The organism is Pseudomonas sp. IT-232MI5 (assembly GCF_949767845.1).
In the GTDB taxonomy this organism is placed as follows: Bacteria; Pseudomonadota; Gammaproteobacteria; order Pseudomonadales; family Pseudomonadaceae; genus Aquipseudomonas.
This window is the reverse complement of sequence record NZ_CATKQE010000033.1, coordinates 48,899-68,060: the sequence shown is the minus strand read 5'-3', so window position 1 is coordinate 68,060 and position 19,162 is coordinate 48,899. Positions and strand designations below refer to the sequence as shown.

General features: G+C 59.2%; 17 protein-coding genes and 1 pseudogene. 10 read left to right on the top strand and 8 right to left on the bottom strand.

What is annotated here, in order from left to right; all coding sequences use genetic code 11:
- The first annotated feature begins 18 nt into the window (after nt 1-18).
- Nucleotides 19-411 (top strand): MerR family transcriptional regulator, encoded by a 393-nt coding sequence (locus tag ACM6JQ_RS16320; RefSeq protein WP_414894203.1) that lies wholly within the window; start codon nt 19-21, stop codon nt 409-411.
- 182 nt (nt 412-593) lie between these two features.
- On the opposite strand, the gene ACM6JQ_RS16315 is transcribed toward ACM6JQ_RS16320, so the two are convergent.
- Nucleotides 594-1,040, bottom strand: coding sequence for a MarR family winged helix-turn-helix transcriptional regulator (locus ACM6JQ_RS16315; protein WP_414894443.1), 447 nt, complete (start codon nt 1,038-1,040; stop codon nt 594-596).
- Between ACM6JQ_RS16315 and ACM6JQ_RS16310 the strand changes: the two are divergent.
- The 4 genes and pseudogenes from ACM6JQ_RS16310 to ACM6JQ_RS16295 form a co-directional block, all read left to right on the top strand.
- A pseudogene (locus ACM6JQ_RS16310) lies at nt 984-1,838 on the top strand (LysR substrate-binding domain-containing protein); the annotation flags it as partial. The gene ACM6JQ_RS16315 and the pseudogene ACM6JQ_RS16310 overlap by 57 nt on opposite strands.
- 59 nt (nt 1,839-1,897) lie before the next feature.
- Nucleotides 1,898-3,055, top strand: coding sequence for an alpha/beta hydrolase family protein (locus ACM6JQ_RS16305; protein WP_414894202.1), 1,158 nt, complete (start codon nt 1,898-1,900; stop codon nt 3,053-3,055).
- A 189-nt stretch (nt 3,056-3,244) separates the two neighbouring features.
- Nucleotides 3,245-4,594, top strand: a complete 1,350-nt coding sequence (locus ACM6JQ_RS16300; protein WP_414894201.1) for an amidohydrolase family protein — start codon at nt 3,245-3,247, stop codon at nt 4,592-4,594.
- A gap of 11 nt (nt 4,595-4,605) precedes the next feature.
- Nucleotides 4,606-5,052, top strand: a complete 447-nt coding sequence (locus ACM6JQ_RS16295; RefSeq protein WP_007910234.1) for a GlcG/HbpS family heme-binding protein — start codon at nt 4,606-4,608, stop codon at nt 5,050-5,052.
- On the opposite strand, the gene ACM6JQ_RS16290 is transcribed toward ACM6JQ_RS16295, so the two are convergent.
- The 6 genes from ACM6JQ_RS16290 to ACM6JQ_RS16265 form a co-directional block, all read right to left on the bottom strand.
- Nucleotides 5,037-5,972 (bottom strand): LysR family transcriptional regulator, encoded by a 936-nt coding sequence (locus ACM6JQ_RS16290; protein WP_007910232.1) that lies wholly within the window; start codon nt 5,970-5,972, stop codon nt 5,037-5,039. The two genes, ACM6JQ_RS16295 and ACM6JQ_RS16290, sit on opposite strands and share 16 nt — an antisense overlap.
- A 187-nt stretch (nt 5,973-6,159) precedes the next feature.
- On the bottom strand, nt 6,160-6,408 hold the full coding sequence (locus ACM6JQ_RS16285) for a CsbD family protein (RefSeq protein WP_414894200.1): 249 nt from the start codon (nt 6,406-6,408) through the stop codon (nt 6,160-6,162).
- Nucleotides 6,409-6,511: 103 nt separating this feature from the next.
- Entirely contained in the window at nt 6,512-8,914 is a 2,403-nt protein-coding gene (locus tag ACM6JQ_RS16280; RefSeq protein ID WP_414894199.1) for a TonB-dependent receptor, read from the bottom strand.
- 67 nt (nt 8,915-8,981) lie between these two features.
- Nucleotides 8,982-9,929, bottom strand: coding sequence for a FecR domain-containing protein (locus tag ACM6JQ_RS16275; protein ID WP_414894198.1), 948 nt, complete (start codon nt 9,927-9,929; stop codon nt 8,982-8,984).
- Nucleotides 9,929-10,438 carry a sigma-70 family RNA polymerase sigma factor gene (locus ACM6JQ_RS16270; protein ID WP_038361341.1) on the bottom strand — a complete coding sequence of 170 codons (510 nt, stop codon included), beginning with the start codon at nt 10,436-10,438 and terminating at the stop codon, nt 9,929-9,931. Before ACM6JQ_RS16270 ends, ACM6JQ_RS16275 begins: the two co-directional genes overlap by 1 nt.
- Nucleotides 10,439-10,528: 90 nt before the next feature.
- Entirely contained in the window at nt 10,529-11,428 is a 900-nt protein-coding gene (locus ACM6JQ_RS16265; protein ID WP_414894197.1) for a helix-turn-helix domain-containing protein, read from the bottom strand.
- 162 nt (nt 11,429-11,590) lie between these two features.
- Between ACM6JQ_RS16265 and ACM6JQ_RS16260 the strand changes: the two genes are divergently transcribed.
- The 5 genes from ACM6JQ_RS16260 to ACM6JQ_RS16240 all read left to right on the top strand — a co-directional run bounded on the left by ACM6JQ_RS16260 (nt 11,591) and on the right by ACM6JQ_RS16240 (nt 17,882).
- Entirely contained in the window at nt 11,591-12,949 is a 1,359-nt protein-coding gene (locus tag ACM6JQ_RS16260; protein WP_042704900.1) for a glutamine synthetase family protein, read from the top strand.
- A gap of 151 nt (nt 12,950-13,100) precedes the next feature.
- Complete coding sequence (locus ACM6JQ_RS16255) at nt 13,101-14,189, top strand: polyamine ABC transporter substrate-binding protein (protein WP_414894196.1); 1,089 nt, start codon at nt 13,101-13,103, stop codon at nt 14,187-14,189.
- Nucleotides 14,186-15,487 (top strand): NAD(P)/FAD-dependent oxidoreductase, encoded by a 1,302-nt coding sequence (locus ACM6JQ_RS16250; protein WP_414894195.1) that lies wholly within the window; start codon nt 14,186-14,188, stop codon nt 15,485-15,487. Before ACM6JQ_RS16255 ends, ACM6JQ_RS16250 begins: the two co-directional genes overlap by 4 nt.
- Nucleotides 15,488-15,654: 167 nt before the next feature.
- A complete protein-coding gene (locus ACM6JQ_RS16245) occupies nt 15,655-17,310 on the top strand; it encodes an intermembrane transport protein PqiB (protein WP_414894194.1) in 1,656 nt (551 codons plus the stop codon).
- Between the two features lie 17 nt (nt 17,311-17,327).
- The gene (locus tag ACM6JQ_RS16240) at nt 17,328-17,882 is read left to right on the top strand and encodes a membrane integrity-associated transporter subunit PqiC (RefSeq protein ID WP_414894193.1); all 555 of its coding nucleotides are present in this window, start codon (nt 17,328-17,330) and stop codon (nt 17,880-17,882) included.
- A gap of 6 nt (nt 17,883-17,888) precedes the next feature.
- Here ACM6JQ_RS16240 and xerC read toward each other — a convergent pair whose 3' ends face one another.
- Complete coding sequence (xerC, locus tag ACM6JQ_RS16235; protein WP_238539512.1) at nt 17,889-18,734, bottom strand: tyrosine recombinase XerC; 846 nt, start codon at nt 18,732-18,734, stop codon at nt 17,889-17,891.
- Between the last annotated feature and the right edge of the window lie 428 nt (nt 18,735-19,162).

The following is a 19,162-nucleotide window of genomic DNA, read 5'->3' as shown; positions in this document are numbered from 1 at the left end:
CAGTCAAGCGGTGTTTTCATGAAAATCGGCGAACTCGAAGCGCGCAGTGGCGCCAGCCGCCATACGTTGCGTTACTACGAGCAAATCGGCCTGATCTCACCGCTGCGGCAAACCAACAACTATCGCGTTTACAACGAACAAACTCTGCAGGATCTGGACTTTATCCAGCGCGCGCAAAGCATGGGGTTTTCTCTAGGGGAAATAGGCGAGATTCTGGATGCGCAGCGGAACAAGCTGATCGATTGTGCTGAAGGTGCGAAGCTGATTGAAAAGAAGATGGCAGACATCAAACAGAAAATCGGCAACCTCCAAAGCATTTATCGGTATCTGGATGAAGAGCGTGCAACCCTGGAAGCCAGTGCCGCCAGGCAACTTGAGCTTCAGCAACTGAGCAACTCTTCCAATCATTGAACCAGCACGTTTTCCCGGCGCATCATGGTGATCATTCCTGGCCGGTTTCTTTCAGTCACGATGGGCGGAATTCAGGCGTTCGGCTAGACGTGTACCCCCATGCACAGCAGATATCAGCAGTCCGGCAACTCGCACCGCGCAGCAGCTTTCAACGCCAATTCCACGCTGCAGTCTGCCGAGACTCACTCCTCACTCGGGTCGTAACTGTTCACATTGGGCACTTGCAGATGCAGGCGCCCAAGCAAGTCAACCAACGTGTCGACCTCAGCTGGGGTCAGTCCGCTGAGCAGGCGCGACTCTCGCTCCAATGCAACTTTGAGTACACGGTCATGCAGTTCTTTGCCGCTGGCCGTCAATCGCACGGTGTAACGTCGTGCATCCTTGGGATCCAGCTGACTGGTGATCCGCCCCGCTGCTTCCAGCGTTTGCAACGAACGACTGACAGCGCTTTTGTCGAGACCGATCGCCTGACAGATTCGATTGGCGGTGATGTCGGATTCAACGGCCAGCATTGAAAGCATCCGCCATTCAACCACGCCGATGCCGAAGTGTTTGCGATAGCACTGGGAGGCACCGGTGGCGTGCTCGCGCGTTTGCGCACCTACTTTGAGGATGAGTTGCTGGTGCAGGTGGGACGCAAGATGCAGCCCACGCCCTATGCCACGGAACTGGCCAAACCGGTGCGTGAAGTCCTGCTGACGATCCAGTCCTCGATCACCGCCAAACCGGTGTTCGACCCGGCCACCAGCAAACGTCATTTTCGCTTGGTGACCTCGGACTATCTGATCAGCGTGCTGTTCGCCCAAGTGATCCAGACCATTCATCAGCAAGCGCCCAACATCACCTTCGAAATGCTTGGCCCCAGCGACAATTCCGGCGAGTTGCTGGTACGTGGTGAGGTCGATCTGATGATTGTTCCCGAGCGCTACATCATCGAAGGCCACCCTTCACGCCTGCTGTTCGAAGAAGATCACGTGTGCGTGGTCTGGCAAGGCAATACGCAAGTCGGCGACACCCTGACCCTTGAGCAATACATGGAGATGGGCCATGTCTCGGTGGGATTTGGCCGTACCCGGCACATGAGCATCGAAGAATGGTTCATGAATCAATACGGCTTCAATCGGCGCATTGAAGTGATCACCAGCGACTTCAATACCCTGCCGCAACTGATTGTCGGCACGCAGCGCATCGCCACGATGCACCAACGTCTGGCGAACCTCTACGCGCACTATCTGCCGCTGCGCATCCTGCCGCCGCCGGTGAAAATTCCGGTCATGCGCGAGTACATGTTGTGGCACCGCAGCGTTGACGGCGACCCGATGCACCGCTGGCTGCGCGAACGCATCAGCGAATCCATCCAGCATCTGCAACACGTGCCCATCGTATCTCGCGATACCTCGTATCCGCCGTCACGATTGGCCAATTAGTCGGGTGATCCTTAACGTGCCTTGGGAATGCCAAGGCAACCATAAGGACAACAATAATCATGTTTCGCTATTTCCCGACCAACTACGTTTGGAATCTCTCTGTCGACCTGGCCATTGAAATGGGCGCCCGCATGGATGAAATCGAAGAGATGTGCGCCCCGCTGCAAGAGGCTGCGAAACAGCCAGACGCGGCCGGCACCCGCGCCTTTCGCGAAACCTGGGCGAAAATGGCTGACAAGCTTTGCGGTCTGGCCGAGGAAGACGAAGGCAATGGCCGGATGCTCTCGGCTGGCGAAAAATACAATCGCGCCGCCACTTATTATTTGACCTGCGAGCGTCTGCAAGCCCACGGTGCTCCGGGGCGTACCGAGCTGTATCAACGCTTCCTGCAAACCTTCAAGCGCGGCGTCGAACTGTCGCGTGAAAACTGTGAGCGGGTGGAAATCCCTTACGAGGGCAAACATCTTTCCGGTTTGCTCGTGCGCGCCGAAGGCGTCGAGGGGCCTGCGCCGATACTGGTGCAAGTCAACGGTCTGGACTCGACCAAGGAAATGAAATACCGCGTGGGCCTGCCAGCCTGGCTGGCGAAACGCGGCATCTCTTCGCTGATCATCGACCAGCCCGGCACCGGCGAAGCGCTGCGTCTGCATGGCCTGACCGCACGATTCGACAGTGAACACTGGGCCAGTCGCGTGGTGGATTGGCTGGAAACCCGAAGCGACGTTGATGCTGCACGCATTGGACTCGAAGGTGTCTCGTTGGGCGGCTATTACTGCCCGCGTGCGGTTGCATTCGAACCGCGCTTCGCCTGCGGCGTCGTGTGGGGCGCCAACCACGACTGGCGTGATGTGCAAAAGCGTCGACTGGAAAAAGAAGGCAGCTTCCCGGTACCGCACTACTGGGCGCATGTCTGCTGGGTGTGGGGCGCCAAGGACGTCGAAGAGTTCATGACCATCGCCGAAGACGTCCACCTCGATGGCGTGCTCGACCGGATCAAGGTGCCGTTCCTCGTGACCCATGGTGAACAGGATTCGCAGATTCCGTTGAAGTGGGCGCATCGCACCTACGAACAACTGGTCAACAGTCCTAAGTGTGAACTGAAAATCTTCACCGAGCGTGAAGGCGGCGTGCAGCATTCGAGCTTCGACAACAGCATCAACGCCGGGCAGTACATTGCCGACTGGGTTGCCGAAACACTGGGTGGCCACACCGCTTGATCCACTGAAAAAACACGCCATGAAAAACGCCGGTTAATCTTTCGATTTTCCGGCGTTTTGCATTAACGGATTCAAGCGCTGGCGCAGCTATTGATGCCGTCAATACGCAGCCATCGATGCAATCTGCTGGTCGTCCCCTCGCCTGCTCTCTAGCCTCTCTTTGCATAACAATCACACAGTGAAGACGCCATGACTGCCCTGCACCTGAAATGCCAGACCCTGTTCGACGGCACTGGACTGGAGACCCGCCGACAACAGACATTGATCGTCGAAAACGGCCTGCTCAGTTACGTCGGCGCTACCGCGTTGGCACCCGCTCCCCAGCCAGGCGATACACAGGTGGATGCGGGGGATGATTTCGTCATGCCGGGGCTGGTGGATGTGCACACGCATCTGGCCTTCGGCAACGCGCAAAGCGAAGAAGACATTGATCTATGGACCAGCGACGAATTTCGCGCGTTGCGCGGGATGTTCTTCGCGCAACACGTGCTGGCTGCCGGCGTCACCAGCATGGTCTGCCCCGGCGACAGCGGCCAGCTCAGCATCGCCGTGCGCAATGCGGTGACCGCTGGTTTGTTCGAAGGCCCGAGGATCGCGGCCAGCAGCCGCGTCATCACCAACCGCCAGAGTCTGAATGACTGGTTCCCGAGTCGGGTCGGCGCCCCGGAATACTTCACCGCGCAGTTGGTCACCAGCCGTAGCGACGCCCTCGCGGAGATCCGCAAGCAGGCCAAGGACGGCGTCGACCTGATCAAGATCGCCATGGACGGCACGCACCGCCGTCCCAACGGCGAAATCATTGCGGCCTTTACCGCTGACGAAACCTTCGAAATGGTTGAGGAAGCGCATCGTCTGGGCTGCAAAGTCGCCACGCATGCCTACGGTCGCGAAGCCGTGATGTACGCGGCGCGCGCGGGGGTTGATCTGGTTTTCCATGCCTTTTACATGGACGACGCGTGCATCGAAGCGTTGCTTGAGGCCGGCAGCATCCTTGCCCCGACCATGACATTCCCGCAGAACACCGTGGATTTCTGTCAGCCCCATGACCCGGCGATCAGCACAGGTTATGCCGGTTATTGTGCTCGCACATTGGAGGTCGGTTCGGCGGTACTCAAACGGGCCAAAGCGGCTGGCGTACCCTTTGCCTGCGGCAGTGACAGCGGCTTCGCGGTGACGCCTTACGGAGAGTGGCATGCTCGTGAGCTGGAGTTGCTGGTGACTCGGCTTGGATTCACACCGGCCGAAGCGTTATACGCCGCGACCGCTGTTGGTGCGCGCTGTATGCCGCGCGGGGAAACACTCGGCTCGCTGCAAGTGGGCAAGCAGGCGGATTTTCTGCTGCTCGACGGTTCACCGCTGGACGACATTCGCATCCTCCAAGATCGTTCGCGCCTCAAAGCGGTGTACAAGGCCGGCCAACCGGTACGCATGGATCGCAGCCCCTACAACCCCAAGCAAGTGTCCGATTTCAACTCGCTGAAATGGACCGATCTTTACACCCGCGACCGCGTGGCCCAACTGGGCAAGTGGGCTGTATGAGGACTGAGATCATGCAACGACTCGACTTGCTGACCGCCACGAACATGGCGAGCGATGCCATCCGCATCGCTCGGGAAACCGGGATCAAGCCCTTGGGCGTCGCAGTACTGGATGCCGCCGCCCATCCCTTGGCGATTTTGCGCGACGAACACGCCACTTTCCTGCGCACGCAAATCGCCACCGGCAAGGCGCGTGGCTGCCTGGGCATGGGTTTTGGCGGACGTGAGCTGGCGCGGCGCGCGCAAGCCATGCCGGCGTTTTTCGACGCGATCAATAGTTTGACCGGCGGCGAGGTGATTCCCGTAGCGGGCGGCGTGCTGATTCGAAATGCCGAGGGCATGGTGCTCGGGGCCATCGGCATCAGCGGCGATACCTCGGACAACGACGAGCGCTGCGCATTGCTGGCCATCGCCAAGGCCGGATTGGTCGCCGACAGCGGCGATCAGGCAGAGGGTTGATCGAGTAACGCGGCCTGTTCCAGCAGCAGGCCGCGAAACCATTGCATTGCCGGGTCATGCTCTTGATAGGGATGCCATTGCAAGACTTGAACGGCCTCGGGAAAAGCCAACGGCGCCGGGTGGACGCGCAACGGATAACGCTGAGCGAAGCGTTGCGCCTGTCGTCGAAACACCGTGGCAATGCGTGCGGTACCGACAATGAATTGCGGCATCAGCACAAAGCTTTCAACGGTCACGGCCACTTGTCGCTCAATGCCGAGTTCATGCAGGTGCATGGCATCCATCGCCAGGTTGTGCCCGTCGGCAAACTCGCGCACCACATGCGCTGCGGCGCGATAGTCGGCCATGCTCAGTTGCTCGGTAAACTCTGGCTGCTGGGCGCAGACGATACAACAGAGCTGGTCCGTCATGAGCGGCACATGGGGATAGGCCGGGTTCAACCGTCGCTGCGGCACGATTACGCAATCACTGCGCCGATAATCGAGCGCTTCGCTGACGACATCACCGTCGCGCGGGACAGGCATGTCGCGCAGGCTCAAGCGAATACCCGGAGCGATACGCGCCAATGCATGGCTGACCGCAGGGAGCAGCACATCGGCGACGTAATCGGAGGCTACCAGAGTGATGTGTCGGTCGCAGTTCGCCGGGTCAAAATTCAGCGGCGCGTCGACGATCTCCCGGGTCAGTGCCAGCGCAGCACGTACCTTTGGCAGCAACTCCAGACCCAGCGCAGTGGGTTCCAGGCGGCGCCCGACTTGTACCAGTAACGGGTCGTTGAAATGTTCACGCAAGCGGCCCAATGCCGAACTGGCCGCTGACTGCCCCAAACACAGACGCTCGGCCGCCCTGCTGACACTGCATTCGCTCAGTAAAGCGTCGAGCGCAACCAATAGATTAAGGTCGAGGCGTCGATATCGCATGTCGGTTCCGCTGGAGGGCGTGGGTCAGATTTTTTCCCGAGATGACGGGCATGGTCCACAACACATCCTGACCTTAACCAGCGGCTTATCAATGCACCAATCGCATGCGTCGCTGCCAGGTATCGTCAACAACGATACTTGGCACCAGCGCAAAGTGACTCAGGTTGGGAACTCCCTACACCCTGGCTCAGCGGCGCAGCAGTCGATTGACCAGGAGCAGGACGGCCGCGCCAATGGCAAGTGCGGCGACGGGTTTCTCTTTGACGAAGGTCGAGACGCTGTCGAGTGTATCGCCGTAGGTTTTGGTTAGTTGGCCAGCCGCCTGACGACCTGCACCTTCAACCTCCATTGCCGAGTCACCCATCAGTCTGCCGACTGCGCTTTGCGCCTTGCCGGCCAGCTTTTCTGCTACACCTTCTACCTGTTCGCTCTTCATGATTGAAACCCTGCGTGCATGAGTGGGAAATGCCGTCTGGCTATCAGCAAGACTTTAGGGGCGCGCGCCTGATGATTAGTTCAAAGATGATGAACCCATTCAGTCAGAAATCCACCGTGGCCGACAGCAGATAAGTCCTCGGCGTCGACAACGTCAAACCCGGCTCACTGTCATCGGACGCCCCTGCCGAACTCCAATAACGCTTATCCAGCACGTTCTCGACGTTGGCGCGCAGGGTGATGGTTTTCTCATCGACTTTAAACGCGTACCGCGTGCCGACATCGAAGCGCTCCCAGGAATCGATTTCCTTCTCGTTAGACTGATCCAGATACTGCGAACTCGAATAGATGCCCCGCGTTGTCAGCGTCAGCCCCTGCACCGTCGGCACGTCCCACTCTGCGCCCAGATTGACGTTGTATTTCGGCGTCGCCGGCGCCCGGTTGCCATCGAAGGTGCCATTGGTGGTCTTGGTCAACTCGCTGTCGATGTACATCACCCCGCCGAGCAAACGGAAGCCTTTGAGCGGTTCGCCGAACACGCTCAGCTCCACGCCATTGTTCTCGCGCTTGCCATTGGGCCCGAAGACTCGCGTGGTGGCGTTGGTTTCGTAGGCCGGTTGCTTGATGCGAAACACCGCAGCGGTCAACGCGTATGCGCCGGCGTCGTACTTGGCACCGACTTCAACCTGACGGCTGATAAATGGCGGGAAGATCTCATCCTCGTTCACTGATGTCGAAGGCGCGATCTTGCCCTGACTCAAGCCTTCCATGTAATTGGCGTACAACGACAGTTTGTCGGTCGCCTTGAACAGAATACCGCCCGATGGCGAAACTTTTTCCTCGTCGTAAGCGGTGTCGCCTTTGACGTCATCGCTCCAGTCATCAACTTTCACCCGCTGCCAGCGAGCGCCGAGGGTCAGCAGCAATCGATCGTCGAAAAAGCCCAGGGTGTCGGACAGCGCTACGCCGCTGAAGCGGTTTTCCGTGTAGACCTTGGCGTCATTACGTGTCGGCGTACCGGGTTTGGCGGTTTCCACCGGGTCATACAGGTTGCTGCGCCCTGCCGCGTAACGCGCGCCGCCGTTCTCGAAATCCATGTAGAAGTAGCTGGCCGCGAGGTTGACCTCATGGCTCACCGGCCCGGTATGGAACCAGTTGCGCACGCCGGCGGTGGCCGTGCGCACGTTTTCGTCGCGGGTGAAGTCGCGCGGCAGTACGCTGAAATCACCGGCATCGTTGGTGACGGAAACGGCGTGGCGCAAGAAGTCATGATTACTTTTGCGCGCGCCGACGCCGCCGTACAGCATCACCGAATCATTGACGTCGAACTCGGCGTTGAGCGTGCCGAAGGTGTCCTCGGTTTTCGCCTGAGTCCACGGTTGCGCGTAATTGCGATGCACGCTATTCGCGCTCGGAACCTTGGCATTCGCCGCGACCTGCACGCGCTCCTGCGGCGCGTCGGTATCGCGCTCGGTATGGCCGATATCGGTCGACAGTCGCAAGCGCTCACCGCGAAAATCCAGGCCGAGCACGGCCATGTCACGGTCGACACTTTGATGATCCCACTCGGTATCACCGGACTGTTTGACGCCGTTGAAACGCAGGCCGAACTGATTGTCCTCGCCAAACCGCCGGCCGACATCCACTGCGCCGCCGACCTGATTGTTCGACGCGTAATTGGCCGTCAGCGAAGTGATCGGTTTGTCGGTGGCACGCTTAGGCACCACATTGATGCCTCCGCCCACGCTACCCCGTGGCGAGATGCCGTTAATGAGTTGGCTCGGGCCTTTGAGGATGTCGACGCGATCGGCCATTTCCATGTCAATGGTGTACGTCGGCAGCACGCCATAGAGCCCGTTGTACGCCACGTCGCTGTTGAACAGGCTGAAACCACGGATGGTGAACTGCTCGTAGCGGCCACCGGCCGGGTTGGTTGCACGCACCGAAGGGTCGCTGGCGATCAGATCGCCCAGCGTGCGTGCCTGCTGGTTTTTCACGGCTTCGCTGGTGTAGGTGGTCATGCTGAACGGGGTTTCCATGAAGTCTTTCGACCCCAGCAAACCCTGCGAGCCACGTCGCGCGACCTGGCCGCCGGCAAACACATCGGCATCGCTGGAACCAGTGGCACCGAGAATCGACGTCGGCGCCAGTTGCAGGCTGCTGCCCTCGGCGGCTGGAATCAGTGTGTAGGCCTGCTCGCCCAGCGGTTGCAGTTGCAGACCGGAACCCAGTAACAAACGAGCGAACCCCTCCTCCACGCCAAATTCGCCGGACAAACCATTGCTGTTGCGCCCGCTGACCAACGCCGGATCGACCGACAGATTGACCCCGGCCAAACCGGCAAATCTTGTCAACGCGGCACTGAGGCTGCCGGCCGGCACCTGATAACTGCGCCGAGCGGAGTCTTCGGCCCAACTGGACTGGATCAACACAGGGCTGGCACTCAGGCTCAGCAGGAGGCTCAACTGCAACAACGGACGCAAACGACTTGGGAATACTGCGGGCATTGGAAGAAGCTCTCGATTTTGTTCACTTACCTGCAATGACCGGTGAGGCGAAAAAAAGGGACAGGCTTCAGACGATATTTTTTCGCGGCGCCAGCGTTACCCAGAAACGCGTGCGCGAATGGACCTCCAATGGCAGGCTCGCCGCCAGCAGCGCCAGCACTTTATCGGTGTCGTCGAGACGGAAACTGCCGGTGACACGCAGACTTTCAAGTGCTGGCTCCCAGCGCAGAAGCCCCGAGCGATATCGGCTCAACTCGCGCAGGAAATCCCCCAACGGCTGGTTTTGCGCCATCAACACACCGTCACGCCAACCCGGCATTTTGGCGTCGAACAACGTGACCGGTCCGGCGCCGGAGGTCTGCAAATTGACCAGTTGCCCGACGTTCAACTGCAGCGCCGGCCCGTGCAACGGCTGCAATTGCACCGAACCACTGACCACCGACACGGTGCAATCACGTTCGTTGAGGCGCACGCAGACTTCGCTGCGGCTGACAATGATCCGACCGTACGGCGCGTTGACCGTCAATGCCGTGCTACCCGGAACGTTGAGCGCCATTTCGCCGCGCACCAACGTCAACTGACGGCTGGCCAGAACGACGTTCACCGCGCTGGCGGTGTTCAGCTGCAAGGTGCTGCCGTCGGCTAGCCGTGTTCGCGTGTGCTCTCCGGTGGAAGTCTGCAAATCCGCGCGCCAGACGTCGAGCGGCAACTGGCGACTGATCAGCCACGCCGCAGGCACCAAAGCCGCCAGCCCCAGCGCCCTTTTCAATGCTGCACGCCGCGCCAGATCCGGGCGATCGAGTGTGGCCATGGCCAATTCTGTCGGCAGACTGGAAAAGCGCTGGCGCAGCAATTGAATCTTCTGCCAGGCGTTTTCATGGCGGCTATCGCTGTCGCGCCAGTGCTTCAGTCGCACGTGATCGGCTTCACTGGCCTCGCCGGATTCGAGCAATGCCAACCACTGTGCGGCGGCTCGCGCCACTTCACGCGCTTCGGTGTTGGGTGCGACGCGCATCATAGATCCAACATCAAACAATGCTCGTAAGCCATTGCCATGTAACGTTTTATACTGCGTTCAGAAACCTGCAAACGTTCGGCGATTTCACGGTAACCGAGGCCTTCGAGCTGACTCAGGAGAAAGGCCCGACGCACCGCTCGCGGCAAACCATCGAGTAACTCGTCCAGCGCTTGCAAGGTTTCCAGCAGCAGCCAACGCTGCTCGGGCGACGGCACGCATTCTTCGGGCAACTGCGCGAGGGCTTCGAGATAGGCCTTTTCCAGACTGCGGCGAGTGTAGAAATTGCTCAGCAGGCGTTTGCCCACCGTCAGCAAATACGCGCGCGGCTCGCGCATGTCGGCGATCGGTTGCGCACTGCAGAGTACACGCAGGAAGGTGTCCTGACTCAGGTCCGCCGCATCCCACGCGTTGCCCATGCGCCGCCGCAGCCAGGTTTCCAGCCAGCCTCGATGGTCGCGATACAGTTCGTGCAGGTGCTGCGGCGATGGCGTCGCTGCTTCAGTCATCTCAAGAGTCCTGCGCGAAGTCAGTTTCAAATGAGAGTGATTCTATTTAACTTGCGCGCCGAGACAAAGCCTTTTTATCCAAGACGGCTTTCATGAGCGCTTCAAGGTCTCGCTCGGCAACTCCTTGAACAACGCCCGGTAACTGCTGGAAAACCTTCCCAAATGCCAGAACGACCACTGCATCGCCACCTCGGCAACTGTAGTTTCCGTGGGCCGGCGCTTGAGCAATTCACGGTGTGCGCTGTTCAACCGGCGCAGGCGCAGCCAGTGACTTGGCGTCATGCCGGTGTAGGCCTTGAAGGCTTGTTGCAACTGGCGCAGTGGCACGCCCGCAACGTGCGACAGTTCGAGCAGATTGACGGTGTCTTCCGGCGAATCCGCCGCCCACTCTCCCACCCGTTTCATGATCATTCGCTCTTCGGTGCGCCGCTGTAACCCACCGCGATCAAGACTTGTATGAGCGTTGTCGAGGATGAACAGACAGTCTTCCAGCAGCTGCTGTGTCAGCGCATCTTTATCAAGTGAATCAACAGCTTGCGACAACTTTGTGAGAATCGAGCTTAACCAGCGACTGAACAAGGCGTTCTGCCCGCAATTGAGTTGGGTCATGAACAAGCCTTCGAGCTTCGCCACATTCAGACCGTGCTGACGGACAAACTCCGGGCCGAACACGACGGCGATTTCCTGATAGTTCTCCGGGGTGATCCAGATGTTGCGGCTGTCTTCATTGAGCAGGTACAGCGCGTTGTCACTGCGATCAAAACAGAACGCCAAAGCACCCGATGGCGCACTGAAATTCTGCTCGACCCGGGTGTTCATTTGCTCTTCGTAGACCTCGACGCCCTGCAGATCCAGATAGCGGATCTGCCCAGCGAAATGACCCGGCGACATCTGTTGGTAATGCTGGACCCAGCCCGGTGTGGCGCGGACTTGCTCAGCCACATCGGCGGTGTTGAATGCTTGAACCTGGAGCGGATTGCACGTTGTCATGGGGTGACCTTGCGCACTCTTTTGGTGCGCTTTTGTGCTGCTTAAAGTGGATAGATGGAACTGCAAGGCTCGCCCAAGATAGTCGTCAACGCGCCACAGGGGAAGGGGCGGAAGATGAACCCCGCCCTCCCCGGCGTCTATAAAACCAATAACGAGGTCTTTATGAATGCCCCTTTCGATCAGCTGTTCACGTGGCTGAAAGATCACAAGATTACCGAAGTCGAATGTGTGGTCAGCGACTTGACCGGCATTGCCCGCGGCAAGATCGCACCGACCAACAAGTTCCTGCATGAGCGAGGCATGCGTCTGCCGGAAAGTGTGCTGCTGCAAACGGTAACCGGGGATTTTGTCGACGACGACATCTACTACGACCTGCTCGATCCTGCCGATATCGATATGGTCTGCAAGCCCGTGGCTGACGCGGTCTACGTGATTCCATGGGCGATCGAGCCGACCGCCATCGTCATTCACGATACCTTCGACAAGTTCGGCAACCCGATCGAACTGTCGCCGCGCAACGTGCTGAAAAAAGTCCTGCAGCTGTACACCGATAAAGGCTGGAAGCCCATTGTTGCGCCGGAAATGGAGTTCTACCTGACCCAACGCTGCGAAGACCCGGACTTGCCGCTCAAGGCACCATTGGGCCGCTCGGGCCGTGCAGAAAGCGGTCGGCAGTCGTTCTCCATTGATGCTGCCAACGAATTCGATCCGTTGTTCGAAGACGTCTATGACTGGTGCGAACTGCAAGGACTGGATCTGGACACGCTGATCCACGAAGACGGCCCGGCGCAGATGGAAATCAACTTCCGTCACGGCGACGCCCTCGATCTGGCCGACCAGATCACCGTGTTCAAACGCACCATGCGAGAGGCCGCGCTCAAGCACAACGTCGCCGCGACCTTCATGGCCAAGCCGATCGGCGATGAGCCGGGCAGCGCCATGCACATCCACCAGAGCGTGGTGGACATCGCCACTGGCAAACCGATTTTCGCCAATGAAGACGGGCAGATGAGCGAGCTGTTCCTGCATTACATCGGCGGTTTGCAGAAATACATCCCGAAAGTGCTGCCGATGTTCGCGCCCAACGTCAACTCGTTCCGCCGCTTCCTGCCGGACACTTCTGCACCGGTCAACGTCGAATGGGGCGAAGAAAACCGCACCGTCGGTTTGCGTGTGCCGACCTCCAGTCCGGAAGCCATGCGCGTGGAAAACCGCTTGCCGGGCGCCGATGCCAACCCGTACCTGGCGATTGCCGCGAGCCTGCTCTGCGGTTACATCGGCATGGTCGAAGGCATCGCGCCGAGCGCTGCGGTCCAGGGCCGCGCTTACGAACGCCGTAATCTGCGCCTGCCGATCACCATCGAAGAAGCGCTGACGCAGATGGAAGAATGCGAAGCCGTAGCGCAATACCTTGGCGACAAGTTTGTCCGTGGCTATGTCGCGGTGAAACGTGCCGAGCATGAAAACTTCAAGCGCGTGATCAGCTCGTGGGAGCGTGAGTTCCTGATGCTCAGCGTTTAAGACCTTCGTTGTCTGTACCACCGCTATCGCGAGCAGGCTCACTCCTACAGGGGGAATGCATTCCAAAATGTAGGAGTGAGCCTGCTCGCGATGGCGGCAGCTCAAACAGCAAAGAACCACCTGAAAAATCCAAAAAATTAGAGGTGTAGATATGCGTCTATTGAAAACCCTGGTTCCCGCCGCTCTGGCCTTGACGTGCAGCATCGAAGCCCAAGCCCAACCTCAGGTCAGCGTCTACAACTGGACCGACTACATCGGCGAAACCACCCTCGCCGACTTCCAGAGCCAAACCGGGATCAAGGTGATCTACGACGTTTTCGACTCCAACGAAACCCTCGAAGGCAAACTGCTCGCCGGTCGTACCGGTTACGACGTGGTCGTACCCTCCAACCACTTCCTCGCGCGTCAGGTAAAGGCCGGCGCATTTCTCAAACTTGATCGCTCGCAGTTGCCGAACTTCAAGAACCTCGACCCGAAACTGCTCGAACTGCTACAGAAAAACGACCCGGGCAACGAGCACTCGGTGCCGTACCTGTGGGGTACGAACGGCATCGGCTACAACGTCGACAAGGTCAAACAGGTGCTGGGCATCGACCACATCGATTCCTGGGCGGTGCTGTTCGAACCCGAGAACCTGAAGAAACTCACCCAGTGCGGCGTGTCGATGATGGATTCCGCAGACGAAGTCTTCCCCGCCGTGCTTAATTACATGGGCCTGGACCCGCGCAGCGAAAACCCCGAAGACTATAAAAAGGCTGAAGCGAAACTGCTGAGCATCCGTCCGTACATCACCTATTTCCATTCCTCGAAATACGTATCGGATCTGGCCAACGGCGATATCTGCGTAGCCTTCGGTTATTCCGGCGACGTGTTTCAGGCCGCCAACCGCGCCAAGGAAGCCAAGAACGGCGTGAACATCGCCTATGCGATTCCAAAGGAAGGCGCCAACCTCTGGTTCGACCTGCTGGCCATCCCGGCCGACGCCAGCAACACCAAAGAAGCCCACGCCTTCATTAATTACCTGCTCGATCCGCAGGTGATTGCCAAGGTCAGCGCCTCGGTCGGTTACGCCAACCCGAACCCGTCGGCCAAGCAATACATGGATCCGGAGCTGGTCAACAATCCTGAGGTGTATCCACCTCAAGAAGTCCTCGACAAACTCTACATCTCTACCACCCCGCCTCAAGCGATCATGCGTCTGATGACCCGCTCCTGGAGCAAAGTGAAGTCGAACAAATGAATCAGTACACCCAAGAACACGCCCGTTCCTATTACGCAGCCTCCGCTCGGGCGACTACACCTTATCCGCAACTGGAAGGTGATCTGAGCGCCGATGTCTGCGTGATCGGCGGCGGGTTCACCGGGGTCAACACCGCGATCGAACTGGCCCAGCGCGGGCTGTCGGTGATCTTGATCGAAGCCCGGCGCATCGGCTGGGGCGCCAGCGGACGCAATGGCGGTCAGTTGATTCGCGGGATCGGTCATGAGGTCGAAGGCTTCGCCAAATATGTCGGTCAGGAAGGCGTGCGTTATTTGCAGCGCGCCGGCATCGATTCGGTGGAACTGGTGCGCCAGCGCATCGGCGACAACGGCATCGAATGTGATCTGCGCTGGGGCTTCTGCGACCTGGCCAACACCCCGGCGCAATTCGCTGCGTTCAAGGATGAGCTAGTCGATCTCGCCGAACTCGGTTACGCCCACGAAACCCGGCTGATCGGCCCGGAGCAGATCCGCCAGCAGGTGGTCAACTCCGACATTTATGCCGGTGGGCTGGTCGACATGGGTTCCGGGCACCTGCACCCGCTGGATCTGGTGCAAGGCGAAGCGCGGCTGGCAGCGTCGCTTGGCGTGCGGATTTTCGAGCAGAGTGAAGTGCTGGAAATCATCCACGGCCCAACCGTGAAGGTGCGTTGCGCAAACGGCACGGTGCGCGCTGGCAGTCTGGTGCTCGGCTGCAATGCGCATCTGGACGAGCTCGAACAACAACTCAGTGGCAAGGTGCTGCCGGCCGGCAGTTACATCATCGCCACCGAACCATTGTCCGAGGCCCGCGCCGCGCAGCTGATTCCGCACAATCTGGCAGTGTGCGACCAGAAAGTCGGCCTCGATTACTACCGGCTCTCGGCGGACCGACGCCTGCTGTTCGGCGGTGCCTGTCACTATTCCGGGCGCGATCCGGCGGACATCGCCGCTTATATGCGGCCGAAGATGCTCAAGGTCTTCCCGCAACTGGCTGACGTGCGCATCGATTACCAGTGGGGCGGCAAGATCGGCATCACCGCCAATCGTTTCCCACAGGTCGGCCGGCTCAAACAGCACCCGAACGTTTTCTATGCGCAGGGCTATTCCGGCCATGGTCTGAACGTCACCCACTGGTGCGCGAAACTGCTTGGCGAAGCCATTCATGCCGGCCACAGCCAAGGCATGGACGTGTTCAGCGGCGTGCCGCACATGACCTTCCCCGGCGGCCCGGCCCTGCGTTCGCCACTGCTGGCACTGGGGATGTTCTGGTATCGCCTGCGGGAAATGCTCGGCTGACAGCACAAGCAGCGCTGTCGCGATCTGATCGTTCCCACGCTCTGCGTGGGAACGATCATCAAGCACAGGTGAGCTATACACATTTGCTCTATCGCCAAGCACTTCTATATTGATGAGGTGCTTTTGCGTTCCTGACGCTCAGTGCCCATTCAATCGAGGAGACATGGATGAAGTCGTCAACCACCGACGAGCCGCGAGCGCCAGGCCAAGCACCCGTCAAAACCCGCCGTTTCGGCATTTCACTCGTCTGGATTGTGCCGATTGTGGCGGTGCTCGTGGGCATTTCGCTGGTGGTGCACAACATCATGCAGGAAGGGCCGACCATCGTGGTCACCTTCAAGACCGGCAGTGGTCTGACGGCCAATAAGACCGAAGTCAAATACCGTAATGTGGTGATTGGCCAGGTCACCGATGTCGAGTTGAGCGACGACCAGAAAAGCGTCAACGCCACGATCAAACTGGCCAAACAGGCCGAAACCTTCACCCGTGAAGACTCACAGTTCTGGGTGGTACGCCCGCGAATCGGTGCCGGAGGCGTGTCGGGTATCGACACTCTGCTCTCCGGCGACTACATCGGTGCCGACATCGGCCAGTCCAACTCCCGAGCGAAAAACTTCAAAGGCCTTGAAAACCCGCCGCCGATCACCTACGGCGAACCGGGCAAGCGTTTCATGCTGCACACCCAGGATCTCGGTTCGCTGGACATCGGGTCGCCGGTGTATTACCGCAAGATCCCTGTCGGCCAGGTCGTCACCTACGCGCTGGCGCCTGACGGTAAAGGCGTGAACATCGAAGTATTCATTCACGCGCCCAACGATGCGTTCGTCACCGAAAACACCCGATTCTGGAACGCCAGTGGCATCGACGTCAGCGTCGGCGCCAACGGTTTTCAGGTGAAAACCGAATCCCTGTCCTCCATGCTGGTGGGCGGCATCGCTTTTCGCGCCCCGGATTACAGCCCCAACGACGTCGCCGCCGCCGATGACAAAGACTTCGAACTGTTCGCCGACCAGACCACCGCCCTCGCCCCGCCCAATGGCAAGGCGCAATACCTGAGTCTGCGTTTCGACCAATCCCTGCGCGGCTTGAAGGTCGGCGCACCGGTGGAATTCCTCGGCATGGAAATCGGTCGGGTGGTGGCGATCAATCTGGATTTCGACGCGAAAAAACGCAGCTTCCCGCTTAACGTCGGCATCGTTATTTACCCGCAACGTTTGGGCATGGCTTACGGAAAAATGCTCACCGCGTTCAAGCATGATCCCAACGATGAGGCCGCCGGCATTCGTCTGATGGGCACCTTCATCGACAATGGCCTGCGCGCCCAGGCCCGCAGTGGCAACCTGCTGACGGGGCAACTGTACGTGGCGCTGGACTTCTTCCCGAAAGCCGAAAAAGTTGCCTTTGACCCCACGGCGCGCCCGGTGGTGATTCCAACCGTGCCCGGCAGCCTCGAACAGTTGCAGGAAAAACTCGAAGCCGTGGTCGACAAGCTCAACAAGCTGCCGGTCGATCGCATCGCCAGCAACCTCGACAGCAATCTGGTCGAGCTGCGCAAAGGCCTGACCCAGTTCAACGCCAAGACTCTGCCGGGCGTGCAGAGCACTCTGGCCGACGTCAGCAGGACCTTGCAGTCCGCCAGCTCGACCCTGGCCGAAGATTCACCGCAACGCGAGAAACTCACGGAAACCCTCGACGAACTCGGGCGTATGTCGCGCTCGCTGCGTGAGCTGTCGGATTACCTCGGCCGGCATCCGGAATCGTTGATCCGCGGTCGCCCCGATAACGCCGCGCCGCTGGATCTGAAAGGACCGCCGCGCAATTGAGCACAGGAGCTAACCCAATGGCTTTACCGCTGAAGATCACCGTGCTCGCTGCCTTCATGCTGCTGGGCGCGTGCCGCAGCGACCCGATCAGCTTTCACACCCTGACGCCGGTGCAGATCGCCAACACCCGGACCGGCGCGCAGATTCCGATTGAAGCGCTGAGCGTGCCGCCGCAGGTCGACCGTGCACAAATCGTTATCCGCCAGGGCAACAGCGGCCTGGCGATTCTGGAAACCGATTGGTGGGGGGCGACATTGGCAGATGAATTGCGCGGTGCACTGGCCGATCAATTGAGCAATAGCAGTGGCCAAGGCAACGTTTCGGTGCGCATCGAAGTGCAACGCTTCGACTCGATCCCCGGTCAGTACGGCCTGATCGACGCCAAATGGCGCTTGCGTCCCGTCGGCGCCACTGACAATGGCTTGCTGACCTGCCGTTCGACCCTGCAAACCCCATCCGGCCCGACCATCGATGATCTGGTGGGTGCCCAGCAGCACAACGTCAAACGGCTGGCCGAGCAGATCAGTCGGGCGGCAACCGGCAACGCGCGCACCTGCCCTTCGCCGTCCTGACGGGGCCTACAGATCGAAACGATCCACCGCACGCCGCCGCTCGTTGTCATCACGCACATCGTAGTTGGCGGTGGTCTGGATGTTGCTGTGGTGTGCGAGCTTCTGCGCAATCGACAAATCATGCTCCTCGATCACCCGCGTGATAAACGAACGGCGGAAATCGTGCGGCATGATCTTCACCCCGACCTGCGTGCCACGCTGACGGGCGATGTAATAGATCGCGTGTTTGGTGATGCGCTCGCGGGTGATATGGCTGCCGCGACGGATGCGATTGAACAGAAAGGCATCGTCAGTCTCGCCTTCCTTGAGTTCTGAACGGCGCAGTTCCAGCCATGCATCGAGTTTGGCGAACGCCCACGCCGGTGCGTACTTGATCAGTTGTTTGTTGCCCTTGCCGGTGACGGTCAGGCTGCGCTCGGTGAAGTCGACCTGATTCAAGTCCAGATCCACCGACTCCGATTTACGCATGCCGGTGCCGTACAACAACGCAATCACCGCCGCATCGCGCAGCCCTTGCGGGCGTGGATCGGCGGCGCAAACTTCCATCAGTTCGTGGATCAAAGTGCGCTTCAAGTTGCGCCCCTGCGACAAGCGCGTGCCGGCAATGGCTTTGACCGAACGCATCTTCAACAAGTGATCCTGACTGATCAGGCTCATGCGCCAGGCTTCATTCATAACGCCGCGCACGGCATTTACATACAGCGACGAGGTATTCGGTGCATAGCCGTCGGCGCGCAACGCGGCGACCAGCGCCACGACGTCTTCCGGTTGCAGCCCGTGCCAGGGGATTTCTTCGATACCCACGTCTTCGAAACCGAGACGGTCAGCGGCATCCTGCAAGACATAACGCATGGTCAGTTGGCTGGACGGCGCCAGGCGGGCCAGATAAAGCGTCAGCGGATTAGTGGTGGACGGGGTGGATTCAGTACTCGACAAGTCAATCAAACGAAACGGCCTTGAATAGAAAACAGTTCAACAAAACAACTTAAAAGTGCAAACAAACTTATATAAAGAGCGACTCTTCCGTAGGACTTTTCGATTAAAAGAGCCGATGAACGGAAGAAGTCTGAACGGTGGCTGTATGGCTTACAGATAGACGAATCGCCGACCGTTTTTTCATGTTCCTTTGAAAAAAACGCGCATAACCTTAGTTACAACAGGTTGCCCCGAAAGGCCTGCAACCCTGCCGTCCGTGGACTTAAAAGTCAATCAGGCATTCCCCGGCCGGTATCTCAACCCTTTGAAATTCCGTGTTTTTCAGACAATCGGCTGAAGGATGG